Source organism: Pantoea sp. AG702, from assembly GCF_003182295.1.
Taxonomy (GTDB): Bacteria; Pseudomonadota; Gammaproteobacteria; order Enterobacterales; family Enterobacteriaceae; genus Pantoea; species Pantoea ananatis.
Genome location: NZ_QGTU01000001.1, coordinates 671272 through 685043 on the forward strand (window position 1 = coordinate 671272; position 13772 = coordinate 685043).

General features: G+C 59.3%; 9 protein-coding genes. 8 read left to right on the forward strand and 1 reads right to left on the reverse strand.

What is annotated here, in order from left to right; translation table 11 throughout:
• Positions 1-4: 4 nt before the first annotated feature.
• From nirB to cobA, 3 genes are read left to right on the forward strand one after another with little or no spacing between them, the layout of a single operon-like run.
• A complete protein-coding gene (gene nirB, locus DFO57_RS03250; RefSeq protein WP_110015069.1) occupies positions 5-4078 on the forward strand; it encodes a nitrite reductase large subunit NirB in 4074 nt (1357 codons plus the stop codon).
• Complete coding sequence (locus DFO57_RS03255) at positions 4075-6696, forward strand: nitrate reductase (protein WP_110015070.1); 2622 nt, start codon at positions 4075-4077, stop codon at positions 6694-6696. Before nirB ends, DFO57_RS03255 begins: the two co-directional genes overlap by 4 nt.
• On the forward strand, positions 6693-7514 hold the full coding sequence (gene cobA / locus DFO57_RS03260) for a uroporphyrinogen-III C-methyltransferase (RefSeq protein WP_014605984.1): 822 nt from the start codon (positions 6693-6695) through the stop codon (positions 7512-7514). The genes DFO57_RS03255 and cobA overlap by 4 nt, the downstream gene beginning before the upstream one ends.
• A 30-nt stretch (positions 7515-7544) precedes the next feature.
• Here the strand turns inward: cobA and DFO57_RS03265 are convergent, their stop codons facing one another.
• A complete protein-coding gene (locus tag DFO57_RS03265) occupies positions 7545-8357 on the reverse strand; it encodes a DeoR/GlpR family DNA-binding transcription regulator (RefSeq protein WP_013025547.1) in 813 nt (270 codons plus the stop codon).
• Positions 8358-8699: 342 nt separating this feature from the next.
• On the opposite strand from DFO57_RS03265, the gene DFO57_RS03270 reads away from it, so the two are divergent.
• From DFO57_RS03270 to DFO57_RS03290, 5 genes are read left to right on the forward strand one after another with little or no spacing between them, the layout of a single operon-like run.
• On the forward strand, positions 8700-9494 hold the full coding sequence (locus DFO57_RS03270; protein ID WP_013025548.1) for a GolD/DthD family dehydrogenase: 795 nt from the start codon (positions 8700-8702) through the stop codon (positions 9492-9494).
• A gap of 54 nt (positions 9495-9548) precedes the next feature.
• Positions 9549-10484, forward strand: a complete 936-nt coding sequence (locus DFO57_RS03275) for a D-ribose ABC transporter substrate-binding protein (protein WP_110015071.1) — start codon at positions 9549-9551, stop codon at positions 10482-10484.
• Between the two features lie 45 nt (positions 10485-10529).
• Positions 10530-11141: a DUF2291 family protein gene (locus DFO57_RS03280; protein WP_014605983.1), complete on the forward strand. Its 612-nt coding sequence runs from the start codon at positions 10530-10532 to the stop codon at positions 11139-11141.
• 10 nt (positions 11142-11151) lie between these two features.
• On the forward strand, positions 11152-12678 hold the full coding sequence (locus DFO57_RS03285; protein WP_110015072.1) for a sugar ABC transporter ATP-binding protein: 1527 nt from the start codon (positions 11152-11154) through the stop codon (positions 12676-12678).
• Between the two features lie 17 nt (positions 12679-12695).
• Positions 12696-13763, forward strand: coding sequence for an ABC transporter permease (locus tag DFO57_RS03290; protein ID WP_110015073.1), 1068 nt, complete (start codon positions 12696-12698; stop codon positions 13761-13763).
• The last annotated feature ends 9 nt before the right edge of the window (positions 13764-13772 follow it).

Genomic DNA, 13772 nt, shown 5'->3' on the forward strand with positions numbered 1-13772 from the left:
CACCATGAGACAACGGCTGCTGGTGGTCGGTAACGGGATGGCGGGCATGCACACCGTGGAAACGCTGTTGCAGCTGGCGCCGGAGCGTTATGACATTACGGTCATTGGCCGTGAACCACACGGTAACTACAACCGCGTGCTGTTGTCGCCGCTGCTGGCTGGCGAAAAAACCGTGGAGCAAATCCAGATTCACGATCGTGACTGGTACGCGCGCCAGGGCATCACCTTGCTGGCCGGGGAAACGGCTGAGCAGATCGATGTGGCGGCGCGCACGTTGCGCACCTGCCAGCGCCTGCTGCACTGGGATCGTCTGATTCTGGCGACCGGAGCGCAACCGCGCATGCCGCAGGTGGCAGGCATCGATCTGCCGCACGTAACGGCTTTCCGCACGCTGGAGGATGTGGATTTACTGCTGGCCGGTAGCGGGCCGGTCGTGGTCGCCGGCGGCGGTTTTCTGGGCATTGAGGCCGCGGCAGCCCTTCAGGCGCAAGGGCGCGATGTCACGCTGGTACATCGTCAGTCGCGCTTACTGGACCGGCAACTGGACGCCATGGCAGGGGAATTACTGCTTGCCCAGCTCAGCGCACGCGGTATCCGCTGTGAACTGAATTGCAGCGTCGCAGAAATCGGCCCGCAGTCACTGACTCTCAACGATGGCCGAAAGCTGGCGGCGGCGCAGGTCGTTATCGCAACGGGCGTGCAGCCAGACATCGCCCTGGCCCAGGCCTCAGGCATTCCCTGTCAGCGCGGCGTTCTGGTAGATCGGCAGTTACGCACCGCCCATGCCGGGATTTATGCGGTCGGCGAATGCTGTGAAATTAGCGGAGAAACCTTTGGCCTGGTTGCGCCTTGCCTGGCGCAGGCGGCGGTGCTGGCCGCTCAGCTGGCGGGATGTCCTCAGGCTGATTTCTACAGTGAAGCCACCGGCACGCGTCTTAAGGTGAGCGGGATCGCGCTGTTCAGCGCGGGTGATATCCGTGAAGCCCCTTCCGTCACCAGTTTCGATCCGCTTTCCGGTCACTATCGACGTCTTTTTCTCAAACAGGGGCGGCTCAACGGTGTGCTGCTGTATGGCGACTGCCAGCAGGGTGCCGCGTTGCTGAACCAACTGCATAACGCCAGGCAGGTTTCTGTCAATACGCTGTTTGGCCTTGATGAACCTGAAACGCAGCCGCAGGCTGCAGGAAACCCCGTGATGAATCACTCTAAACCTGTATTAGCCGTCGTGGGTCACGGCATGGTCAGCCACCATTTTCTGGAACAGCTGGTAGCGCGTGATCTGCATCAGCAGTATCACGTCGTGGTGTACGGCGAAGAGCGCCATCCGGCCTACGATCGCGTGCACCTGTCTGAGTACTTCACCGGCAAAGAGGCCGCGCAGCTCTCGCTGGTTGGCGAGGACTTTTTTGCCCAACACGGCATTGAACTGCGCAGCGGCTGTCGGGTGGAGGCGATCGATCGTCAGCAGCGTAGCCTGCACGACAGCGACGGCAAAGCACTGTGCTGGGATAAACTGGTGCTGGCGACCGGTTCGCGCGCGTTTGTGCCACCGGTGCCGGGACATGAGGGCGAACGCTGCTTTGTGTACCGCACGCTGGACGATCTGGATGCGATCGCCGCCTGTGCCGGTAAAAGCCAGCGCGGTGTGGTCATCGGCGGTGGCCTGTTGGGGCTGGAAGCCGCCAATGCGCTGAAGCAGTTGGGGTTGGAAACCCACGTCGTTGAGTTTGCGCCGCGCCTGATGGCCGTGCAACTGGACGAAGGCGGCGCGCTGATGCTGCGGCAGAAAATTGATTCACTGGGCGTGACGGTTCACACCTCCAGGCAGACTGAACAGATTGCGACCCAGCCAGACGGAAGCCTGGTGCTGCACTTTGCCGATGGTGGCGAACTGGCCACCGATCTGGTGCTGTTCTCTGCGGGCATCCGGCCGCGTGACGAGCTGGCCCGCACCGCCGATATCAGCGTTGGCCCACGCGGCGGCATTACGATCAATGACGTCTGCCAGACCAGCGATGACGATATCTACGCTATCGGCGAATGTGCCCTGTGGAACGGACAAATTTTTGGCCTGGTGGCGCCGGGCTATCAGATGGCGCGCGTGCTGGCCGGGCATCTGGCCGCCGAGCCAGCCCGGTTCAGCGGGGCCGATATGAGCACCAAACTGAAGCTGCTGGGCGTGGAAGTGGCCTCTTTTGGTGATGCGCACGCGAAAACGGCAGGCAGCCTGAGCTACTACTGGGCCGATGGTCCGAAAGGCATTTATAAGAAAATTGTGGTCAGCGCTGACGGTAAGCGGTTGCTGGGCGGTGTGCTGGTCGGTGACAGCAGCGACTATGCCACGCTGCTGCAGATGATGTTAAACGCGATGCCGCTGCCGGAGGCGCCGGAAGGGCTGATTCTGCCTGCGCTGCAGGGTGCGCCAGCCAAAGGTCTGGGCGTTGCCATGCTGCCCGACAGCGCCCAGATCTGCTCCTGCCACAACGTCAGCAAAGGCGATATCTGCCAGGCGGTGCAGAGTGGCTGTGGCGATATGGCCAGCATTAAAAGCTGCACCAAAGCCGCGACGGGCTGTGGCGGCTGCTCGGCACTGGTAAAACAGGTGATGGAATGTCAGTTGGAAAACCTTGGCGTTGAGGTGAAAAAAGACATCTGCGAACATTTTGCCTATTCACGCCAGGCGCTTTACCACCTGATTCGCATCCATGAAATCAAAACTTTTGATGACTTGCTGGCGCGCCACGGGCGCGGCTGCGGCTGCGAGATTTGTAAACCGCTGGTCGGTTCTCTGCTGGCCTCGTGCTGGAATGACTATTTGCTGAAACCGGCCCATCTGCCGCTTCAGGATACCAACGATCGCTACTTTGCCAATATCCAGAAAGACGGCACCTATTCCGTCGTGCCGCGCGTGCCGGGCGGGGAGATCACGCCGCAGGGGCTGATCGCCATTGGCGAAGTGGCGGCACGTTACGATCTCTACACCAAGATTACCGGCGGTCAGCGCATCGACCTGTTTGGCGCACGGCTGGATCAACTGCCTGAGATCTGGGAAACCCTGCTGGCAGCAGGCTTTGAAACCGGCCATGCCTACGGGAAGTCGCTGCGTACGGTGAAATCCTGTGTGGGCTCGACCTGGTGTCGCTACGGCGTGCAGGATTCCACCGCCTTCGCCATCGATCTGGAGAATCGCTACAAAGGCCTGCGCGCGCCGCACAAAATCAAAATGGCCGTCTCGGGTTGTACTCGCGAATGTGCGGAAGCGCAGAGCAAAGATATTGGGGTGATCGCCACAGAAAAGGGCTGGAACCTGTACGTGTGCGGCAATGGCGGCATGAAACCGCGCCATGCCGAGCTGTTTGCCAGCGATCTGGATGATGAAACCCTGATCCGCTATGTCGATCGCATTCTGATGTTCTACGTGCGCACGGCGGAGCGCTTACAGCGCACCAGCGTCTGGATGGATAACATGGAAGGCGGCCTGGATTACCTGCGCGACGTCGTGATCAATGACAGCCTCGGTATTGCCGCAGTGCTGGAGCAGGAAATGCAGCAGGTTGTGGAAACGTATCAGTGTGAATGGCAGACCACGCTGGCAGAGCCATCGCGCCGGGCGCTGTTTACCGCCACCGTGAACAGCGATCAGCCGGATGAAACGCTGCACTATGCGCGCGTACGCGGTCAGCGTCAGCCGCACGCCGCCAGCAGTATTCCGCTGATGCACCTGCCCGCCGAAACCTGGAGCGAAGTCTGTTCGCTGGATGCCATTCCGGCCGAAGCGGGGATCGGTGCGCGCCTCGGCAGCGTGCGCATTGCGCTGTTCCGTTTCGGCGACGACTGTTATGCACTGGAAGATCGCGAGCCGGGCAGCGACGCCAGCGTGCTGTCGCGGGGCATTCTCGGCGATGTGGCCGGTGAACCCGTCGTTATTTCACCGCTCTACAAACAGCGCGTGCGCCTGCGCGACGGCCAAAGTCTGGATGATCCGCAGCATCAGCTGCGCTGCTGGCCGGTGAAGCTGGAGGATGGCCAGGTCTGGGTCGCTAACCGTCCGCTTAACCTGATGGCGCAGGCATCATGAAAACCACCTGTGCCTATTGCGGCGTGGGCTGTGGCGTCGAGGTGACCCTGCAACACAGCGAATCTGCACAGGTGAGTGGCGATCCGCTGCATCCGGCCAACGGCGGGCGACTGTGCGTTAAAGGGGCCGCGCTGGGTGAAACGCTGACCCGGACGGGACGCCTGCTGCATCCCTGTATTCATCAACAGCAGGTCAGCATGGCGGCGGCGCTGGATGCCGCCGCTGACGGGCTCCGGAAGATTATCGCAGAGCACGGCCCTGAGGCCGTGGCCTTTTATGGCTCAGGCCAGTTGCTCACGGAAGATTACTACGTGGCCAACAAGCTGATGAAAGGCTTTCTTGGCGTCGCCAATATCGATACCAACTCGCGCCTCTGCATGGCTTCAGCGGTGGTGGGCTATAAGCGGGCGCTCGGGGCGGATGCGGTACCCTGCTGCTATGAGGATCTGGAGCAGGCGGATCTGATTGTGATGGTCGGCTCCAACGCGGCCTGGGCCCATCCGGTCATCTTTCAGCGACTCAGACAGGCGAAACAGCAGCGGCCGGAGATGCAGGTGGTGGTGATCGATCCGCGCCGCACCGCCAGCTGTGATATCGCCGATCTCCACCTGGCAGTGCGGCCGGGCAGCGATCCGGCTCTGTTTTCAGGCCTGCTGCACTGGCTGGCCCAGAATCAGGGCATTGAGGCGACAATGCTGCCGCACCTGGACGGCGTTGAAGCCACCCTGCAGGCAGCCAGCCAGTGGGGAATAGCTGAAGTTGCGGAACACTGCGATCTCAGCGATGCGCAGGTGGTGGCCTTTTATCAGCTGTTTGCCCAGCGTGATCGGGTCCTGACCTTGTGGTGCATGGGCATCAACCAGTCACAAAGCGGCAGTGACAATAACAATGCGATAATTAATGCGCATCTTCTCAGCGGAAAAATAGGCCGTCCCGGCTGTGGGCCGTTTTCACTCACCGGCCAGCCCAATGCCATGGGCGGACGTGAAGTGGGCGGCTTAGCCAACCAGCTGGCGGCACACATGAGCTTTAACGAAGCGGACTGCGATCGTTTACAGCGTTTCTGGCACAGCCCGACCATTGCCCGCCAGCCCGGACTAACCGCCGTGGCGCTGTTTGACGCCATCGATCGGGGAGAGGTTAAAGCCGTCTGGATCATGGGCACCAATCCGGCTGTGTCAATGCCGGAAGGCAATCGCGTGGCCCGGGCGCTGGCCAACTGTCCGCTGGTGATCGTCTCCGACGTGCTGGCGCACACGGATACCACAGCCTTTGCCCATATTCTGCTCCCCGCCCAGGGCTGGGGCGAAAAAAACGGCACCGTGACCAATTCTGAACGCCGTATTTCCCGTCAGCGTGCGTTTGTTGCACCCGCCGGGGAAGCCAAACCCGACTGGTGGCTGCTGGCGCAGGTGGCGCAGCGGCTGGGCTTCGGGCAGGCATTTAACTGGACCCATCCGGCGGCGATTTTCCGCGAGCATGCGGCGCTGTCCGGCTTTGAGAACCACGGCGAACGCGCTTTTGATATCAGCGGCCTGGCACAGCTCAGCGATGCCGAGTGGGATGCGCTGACGCCTGTTCAGTGGCCCGTCAATGCCCGTCACCCACAAGGCTGTGCCCGGCTGTTCAGCGACCGGCGTTTTTATCATCCCGATGGCAAGGCACGGCTGCTGCCACCGGCCACGCCGCCGCCTTTAGAGCGCAGTGCTCGTTATCCCTTATTGATGAACAGCGGGCGCGTACGCGATCAGTGGCACACCATGACGCGCACCGGCCTGGTGCCTCGCCTGATGCAGCACTGTGACGAACCTTTTGCCGCCTTGCATCCGGAAGAGGCGCGCCGTTATGGCCTGTTTGCCGGCGCGCTGGCGCGCGTGCAGTCTGAATGGGGATGGATGGTGGTGCGCGTGACGCTGGACAGCGGTCTGCGGCGCGGGGAGCTGTTTGTGCCGATGCACTGGAACCGTCAGTTCAGCCTGCAGGGTAACGTCGGGGGTTTAGTGGCCGCGACCCGCTGCCCGGTTTCGGCTCAGCCCGCCTTTAAACAGACAGCGGTGCGAATTCAGTTATTACAACCCCGCTGGCAGGGCTGGCTCTGGCAGAGAAACAGTGCGCCACCGGCCGGGCTGCGTTACTGGGCGCGCACCCCGCATGAGGGCGCGCATCGCTTTGCGCTGGCCGGAGAGGACCAGCCGCAGCGCTGGCTGGCGTCTCAGTTCAGCGTTGAAGGGTTGCAACTGCAAACCGCCAGCGATGGCGGCCACAGCTATCGACTTCTGGCATGGCGCGACGGTGAACTGCAGCTGGCCTTCTATGCTGACCAGCGCTTACCTGAAATCCAGCACGACAGGGTCGCTCAGGCCTTTCGTCAGGCACCGGCGGACGCCGCTGAACGCCACGCGCTGCTTGCAGGCCAGGCGGCGCAGGCCCCGGCGACCGGTCGCATTATCTGTAGTTGCTATGGCGTGGGCGAACAAACGATTCTTGATGCTATTCGTCAGGGCTGCCACAGCACCCAGGCACTGGGCAAAGCGCTCAAATGTGGCACCAACTGTGGCTCCTGCCTGCCGGAGCTAAAACACCTTCTGCTTTCCGTCTCTGTCCCGGAGGAATTATGACGCTGGCTATTCACACCTTAGATAAACTGCTGGCGCCCGAAAACGCGTCCCGCCCCGGCCGCGTCTGGTTAGTGGGCGCCGGGCCGGGCGATGTCGACCTGCTGACGGTAAAAGCGCTGCGTTTACTGCACGGCGCTGAAGTGGTGGTTTACGATCGCCTGGTGAGTGAGGCGGTCATGGCGGAAGTGCCGGACAGCGCGCTCTGCATCGACGTGGGTAAACGGCCCGGTCACCACGGCCTGAAACAGGCGCAGATCAATCAACTGCTGGTGGATCTGGCGCTCAGCGGGCGCAACGTCGTGCGCCTGAAAGGCGGCGATCCCTTTATCTTTGGTCGCGGTGGCGAAGAGATGGTGTGCCTGCAGCAGGCTGACATTGTCTGTGAGGTCGTGCCCGGCATTACGGCTGCCGTCGGCTGTGCCGCCGCAAGCGGGATTCCGCTGACGCACCGGGATTGCGCCCAGTCCCTGCGCTTTATTACCGGACACGGGCGCAGCGGTGAGCCTCAGTTGGATGCCGCCGCGCTGGCAGCCAGTAATCAGACGCTGGTGTTTTACATGGGGCTGAGCTGGAGCAGCATCATTAGCAGCCGTCTGCGTGAGTATGGCCGCAGGGAGGATACGCCGGTCGCCATTATCGAAAACGGCACGCGCCAGGATCAGCGGGTGTTGGTGACCACGCTGGCAGGGCTGCCAGAGACGATCGCGCAGCATAAACCGGTGTCGCCGTCGTTGCTGATCGTCGGAGACGTGGTTCGCTACTATCGAGCCGACCTGCTTGTCAGGCTGGGCGCAGAGGCGGCCATTTGCCAGGCGTGATAATCAGGTTGCCAAGGCCACGCGTTAACATCAGGGGGCGCGGCGAGCGGGTAAGGGCGCAACCAGCACCTTAACGCCCAATGCCTCAAACGCGGAGATATGCGCCTGGCTGATCCCGCTGTCGGTAATCAGGTAGTGGATGTGGCTCCAGTCGCAGGGCAGCGCAAACATCGAGACCTTATCAATCTTGCTGGAGTCGGCCACGACGTAGACGGTGCTGGCGGATTTGATCATCGCCATTTTTACTTTGATGTCGGTTTCGCTGGGAAAGCTCAGGCCGAGCCGTGGCGAGATACAGGCGGTGGCGAGAAACAGTTTTTCTGACAGCACGTTTTCAAAGAAGCTGGCGGCCTTGTCTCCGGACGTTGAAAGCGTCGGAAATTTAAAGGTCCCGCCCGTCAGCAGCACATTGATCCCGGGCTCGCCGCCCAACTTCAGGGCGATATTCACGGCGGTGGTCACTACCGATAAACGCCGGATGTGGCTGATGGCATCCGCGATAGCCGTGGTGGTGGTGCCAGAATCGAAAATCACCGTATCACCGTTTTCGATATGCTGGGCAGCCAGGCGCCCAATCGCGTCTTTTTCTTCCATGTGGGTCTGACGTTCCAGCTGCAGCAGGCCGGTATTCTGTTTGCCGGTCATCAGGGTCGCGCCGCCGTGGTAGCGCTGCACGAAACCCTGTTTTTGCAACATCCGCAGGTCGGTTCGCAGCGTGGCCTCGGTCAGCCCGAACGTTTTCGTCAGCGCTTTCACCGTCACCGTCCCGTCCTCCCGAATCATCTCCAGGATCTTGTCACGACGCTGCTGCATTTCAGCTAGCTGCTCAGTCTTGCTTTTCAATCGAAACGCTCCCTCTTTTAATCGCATCGGGCTTATAGCGATAACGCGTTGTCGCAGAGTTTAACCCGCAGATTTCGCCTTTGCGAGTCAGCATGAAAAGATGTTTATTTTCGTTCGAAAGTCAATATGCGCCATGCTTTATCCCTTTCACCTTCGCGACAGCAACACAATCCATATTACTCAGGCGTTTTGCAACCGGGATCACGCGCTTTGAAGCGAATCACGCCGCCAGGCACGCAGTGTTGTGAAATTTGATCTTAGCCACATTAACCATCAATTCGATAGCTTATATTTTTGTTCGAAAATGAATGCGGCAAATAAAATACCAGAGAGGACAGTCGGATGAGCGGTGAATATGACGTTAACCTGCGCTATGGCGTAGACACCACAATGAATCTGAGCGGCAAAGTGGCCGTGGTGACGGGCGGGCTGGGCGGCATCGCCATGGCCAGTAATCAGATGCTGCTGGAGAAAGGGGCGAGCCTGGCGCTGCTTTATCCGCCCTTTGAAGCGGATAAGGTCGACAGTGCGCGCGCAGCCCTGGCCGGACAGGTGCAGTTTATTTGCTGCGATGTAACCGATCCTGCCGACGTTGAGCAGGCGTTCGACGCCATTGTTGATCACTACGGTCATATCGACATTCTGGTGAACTGTGCCGGCTACGTGATGCTTCAGCCCGTGCTGGAAACCGATTTTGCCGAGTGGCAAAAGCAGATCGCCGTGAACCTGACCGGGCCTTTTCTGTGCTCACAGGCTGCGGGCAAGCAGATGGTCAAGGCGGGCAACGGCGGCAAGATCATCAATATCGCCTCTCAGGCGGCGTCCATCGCTATCGACAACCACGTCGCTTATACCTCCGCCAAAGCCGGGTTACTGGGCATGACCAAAGTGATGGCGAAAGAGTTTGCTCCGCACCGCATTAACGTGAATACCCTGTCGCCCACTGTGGTGCTGACCCCGATGGGGGAAAAAGCCTGGCGCGGTGAGAAGGGCACCGAAATGAAAAAACTGATCCCGTTAGGCCGCTTTGCCTACACCGACGAGATCGCCGCCGCCGTGCTGTTTTTTGCCAGCAACGGCAGCGACATGATTACCGGGGCCGACCTGATGATCGACGGTGGCTTTACCATCTGGTAAGGCCACCGCCAGGCTTCGTTTTCCTCTGCCAACACCCTAATAGCGAGACACACCATGAAAAAAACGACGTTGCTCTGCACCACGCTTGCGGCCTGTTTGTTTTCTCACACCGCGCTGGCGGTTGAGAAAGGCACCATTATGATTTTGGTTAACTCACTGGATAACCCTTATTACGCCTCGGAGGCCAAGGGCGCCAACGTGAAAGCTCAGGCGCTGGGCTACAAAACCTCGGTGCTCTCTCACGGTGAAGACGTTAAGAAGCAGAACGAGTTGATTGATGCGGCTATCGGCAAAAAAGTGCAGGGCATTATCCTGGACAACGCGGATTCCACGGCCAGCGTGGCGGCCATCCAAAAAGCCAAACAGGCCGGTATTCCGGTGGTGCTGATCAACCGTGAAATTCCGGTAGATGACGTGGCGCTGGAACAGATTACCCACAATAACTTCCAGGCGGGCTCTGATGTGGCCAACGTGTTTGTTGAGAAAATGGGAGAGAAAGGGAAATACGCCGAGCTGACCTGCAACCTCGCCGACAATAACTGCGTCACCCGTTCGAAATCCTTCCATCAGGTGCTGGAACAGTATCCGGATATGCAAAGCGTCGCGCGTCAGGATGCCAAAGGCATGTTGATCGACGGCAAGCGCATCATGGACAGTATTCTGCAGGCTCACCCGGATGTAAAAGGCGTTATCTGTGGTAACGGCCCGGTGGCGTTAGGCGCCATTGCCGCCCTGAAAGCAGCCGGACGCAATGATGTCGTGGTCGTCGGCATTGATGGCAGTAACGATGAACGCGATGCGGTGCAGGCCGGAACGTTAAAAGCCACCGTGATGCTCCAGGCGCAGGCCATTGCCGCTCAGGGCGTAACCGATCTTGATAATTACATTCAGAAAGGCGTGAAGCCTGAGAAGCAGCGCGTGATGTTTCGCGGCATTTTGATCACACCGGACAATGCAAAAAACGTACAGGACTTTAACTACAAGTCGTAATCCATTGTTGTCGCGCCCGTACTGACGGGCGCCAGGGAGAATGTCATGTACAACCGACTCTGGCTGATACCGATCGTGATAGCACTGGGTAGCTGTCGTATTGTGTCGCAGCAGGAACTGGCCGACCTCAAGAATCCCCCGAATCCTCACATGGCCAATATCGGGCAACTCTGGCAGCAGAAGCTGGTGCCACAGATCGTGGCGCAGGCAAAGCCGTTGGGCGAGCTCACTCAGCGCCTGCAGTCAGAGAAGGATCTGGACAGCGCCTGTCGCGCCCTGGGCTACCGGGCGCAGAGCGAGAATCCCTGCATATTCAGCGTCAGCGTGAGTGGGGAAGTCACGGCGCTGGATACCACCTCACGCAACGGCAAAATGAAAGTTAAAGCGGCATCAGGTGACACTGTCACTATTCAGATCGGGCCCATCATTCGTGGGACGGCGCTGCGGGATGCTTACAAAGGGGCCAGCTATCAGGATTTTAACGATCAGGTGATGTTTAGCGACTTTGGTAAAGCCATCAATCAGCAGGCGGTCACCATGATACATAACGCCGCCGTAAAACCGGGCGACCGGGTTGACGTGGTCGGCGTTTTTAGCAGCTGGGACATTTCCCACGCGCTACCCGATATTACGCCCGCCCAGATCACGCGTCAGTGAGGAGGTGATCATGCATGTTACTGAACAGCAAGACGACGTCATTATTGAGACGCGCGGCCTGTCGCGGGTTTATCCCGGCGTGACCGCCCTGGATCAGGTTAACTACCGGGTTTATCGCAACAAGGTCAATGTGCTCATCGGGGAAAACGGTGCCGGCAAATCCACCATGATGAAGATGCTGGCCGGGGTGGAAACCCCATCGTCAGGCGTGATTCTGCTGGATGGCAAACCTGTGACGCTTCACTCCACCCAACAGGCCGAAAAATTGGGCATCAGCATTATCTTTCAGGAGCTGAACCTGTTCCCGAATATGAACGTGATGGACAACATCTTTATCGCCAATGAGTTCTTCCAGCGCGGCGTCATCAACGAAAAGTATCAGTATCAGCTGGCCAAAGCACTGCTGGAACGGCTGGAACTGGACGTCGATCCCTATGCTGCGCTGGATGCGCTGGGCATTGGTCATCAACAGCTGGTCGAGATCGCCCGCGCGCTGTCGAAGGATACGCGCGTGCTGATTATGGATGAACCGACCAGCGCCCTGAGTCAGTCGGAAGTTAAAGTGCTGTTCAACGTCATTGAACAGCTCAAGCGACGCGGCGTCACCATTATCTATATCTCCCATCGGCTGGAAGAGCTAATGGAGATCGGCGACCACATTACGGTTTTCCGGGACGGGCGTTTCATCGCCGCGCGTGAGGTGCGCGACGTCAGCGTGCCCTGGATCATTGAACAAATGGTTGGCGACAAGAAAAAGCACTTCGACTATCAACCCGCGCCGCAGGGGGAGACGGTGCTGCAGGTGGCGGGGCTCACCGCACTGCATCAGAACGGTGGCTACCGGCTCAATGCGGTGAGTTTCAGCCTGCGCAAAGGCGAAGTGATTGGTATTTATGGCCTGCTGGGCGCCGGACGAACAGAGCTGTTTAAGGGATTAACCGGGTTACTGCCTTGTCAGCGTGGGGAGATTCAGTTAGGTGGACAGCGGCTGGACAACTGCAGTTTCCAGCAGCGACTGAAGCGCGGCATCACGCTGGTGCCGGAGGATCGTAAAGGTGAAGGCGTGATCGAGCTGATGTCGATTAGCGCCAATATGACCTTGTCGAATCTCAGCCTGCGCGGCTTTCGCCGGGCGCTGGGCATCGTGCACCCTGACAAAGAACGGCAGCGTGTCAATGAAATGATTCAGCACCTGGCGATTAAAATCAGCGACAGCGAGTTGCCTATCAGCGCGTTAAGCGGCGGCAATCAGCAGAAGGTGGTGCTGGGAAAAGCGCTGATGACCGGACCTGCGGTGGTGTTGCTGGATGAGCCCACCCGCGGCATTGATGTCGGGGCCAAAACCGATGTGTATCACCTGATTGGCAAACTGGCGCAGCAGGGGCTGGCGGTGATGTTTTCGTCGTCCGAACTGGATGAGGTCATGGCGCTCGCCGATCGGATTCTGGTCATGGCCGATGGCCGTATTACTGCCGATTTGCCCCGTGCCGCTGCCACGCGCGAAAAACTGATTAGTGCATCCACCCCGCAAGCCTGAGGTTGCCGGAGAATAAGATGAATCAAAAATATCTGCTGTACATGTACTTACTCAAGGCGCGTACCTTTATTGCGCTGCTGATCGTGGTCGGCTTTTTTAGCGTGATGGTGCCTAATTTCCTCACGCCGTCGAACATGCTGATTATGACCCAGCACGTGGCGATTACCGGGCTGCTGGCCATCGGCATGACCCTGGTGATCCTGACCGGAGGTATCGATCTGTCTGTCGGTGCCGTCGCCGGGATCTGCGGCATGGTGGCGGGCGCGTTACTGACGTCGGGCGTGCCGCTGTGGAATGGCGCGCGACTGTTTCTTAATGTGCCGGAGGTGATCCCCACGGTCGCGCTGTTTGGCACGCTGGTGGGCATCGTCAACGGCACGATAATTACTCGCCTCGGCGTTGCCCCTTTCATCTGTACGCTGGGCATGATGTATGTGGCCCGTGGCGCAGCGCTGCTGTTTAACGATGGCGCCACCTACGCCAATCTGGTTGGCATGCCCGCGCTGGGCAATACCGGTTTCGCACTGCTGGGTTCCGGCACCGTACTGGGGGTTTTTATTCCGATCTGGCTGATGATCGGCTTTTTACTCCTTGGCCTGTACCTGACACGGAAAACGCCGCTTGGGCGCTATATCTATGCCACCGGCGGCAATGAGTCGGCGGCGCGGCTGGCGGGGGTGCCCATCATCAAAGTCAAAGTGTTTGTTTACGCTTTTTCCGGGCTGTGTGCCGGATTAGTCGGGCTGGTGGTGGCTTCTCAGCTGCAGACCGCGCACCCCATGACAGGCAACATGTTTGAGATGGATGCCATCGGTGCCACGGTGCTGGGTGGCACGGCGCTGGCAGGCGGCCGTGGCCGCGTGTCGGGCTCCATTATCGGTGCCTTCGTGATTGTTTTTCTGGCCGATGGCATGGTGATGATGGGCGTCAGTGATTTCTGGCAGATGGTGATCAAGGGCGTGGTGATTGTCACCGCCGTGGTGATTGACCAGTTCCAGCAGCGTTTACAAAGCAAAGTGATACTACTGCGCCGCCATGATAAGCAGCCGCCGGCGGTGCCCCATGCTGACATTCGTCATGGATAACAGGAGAAC

Bases quoted from the DNA above. Each gene is read 5' to 3' on its own strand.
- DFO57_RS03270 (WP_013025548.1), top strand. From the start codon at position 8,700: ATGAGCGGTGAATATGACGTTAACCTGCGCTATGGCGTAGACACCACA.
- DFO57_RS03255 (WP_110015070.1), top strand. From the start codon at position 4,075: ATGAAAACCACCTGTGCCTATTGCGGCGTGGGCTGTGGCGTCGAGGTG.
- DFO57_RS03285 (WP_110015072.1), top strand. From the start codon at position 11,152: ATGCATGTTACTGAACAGCAAGACGACGTCATTATTGAGACGCGCGGC.
- DFO57_RS03275 (WP_110015071.1), top strand. From the start codon at position 9,549: ATGAAAAAAACGACGTTGCTCTGCACCACGCTTGCGGCCTGTTTGTTT.
- DFO57_RS03290 (WP_110015073.1), top strand. From the start codon at position 12,696: ATGAATCAAAAATATCTGCTGTACATGTACTTACTCAAGGCGCGTACC.
- DFO57_RS03280 (WP_014605983.1), top strand. From the start codon at position 10,530: ATGTACAACCGACTCTGGCTGATACCGATCGTGATAGCACTGGGTAGC.
- nirB (WP_110015069.1), top strand. From the start codon at position 5: ATGAGACAACGGCTGCTGGTGGTCGGTAACGGGATGGCGGGCATGCAC.
- cobA (WP_014605984.1), top strand. From the start codon at position 6,693: ATGACGCTGGCTATTCACACCTTAGATAAACTGCTGGCGCCCGAAAAC.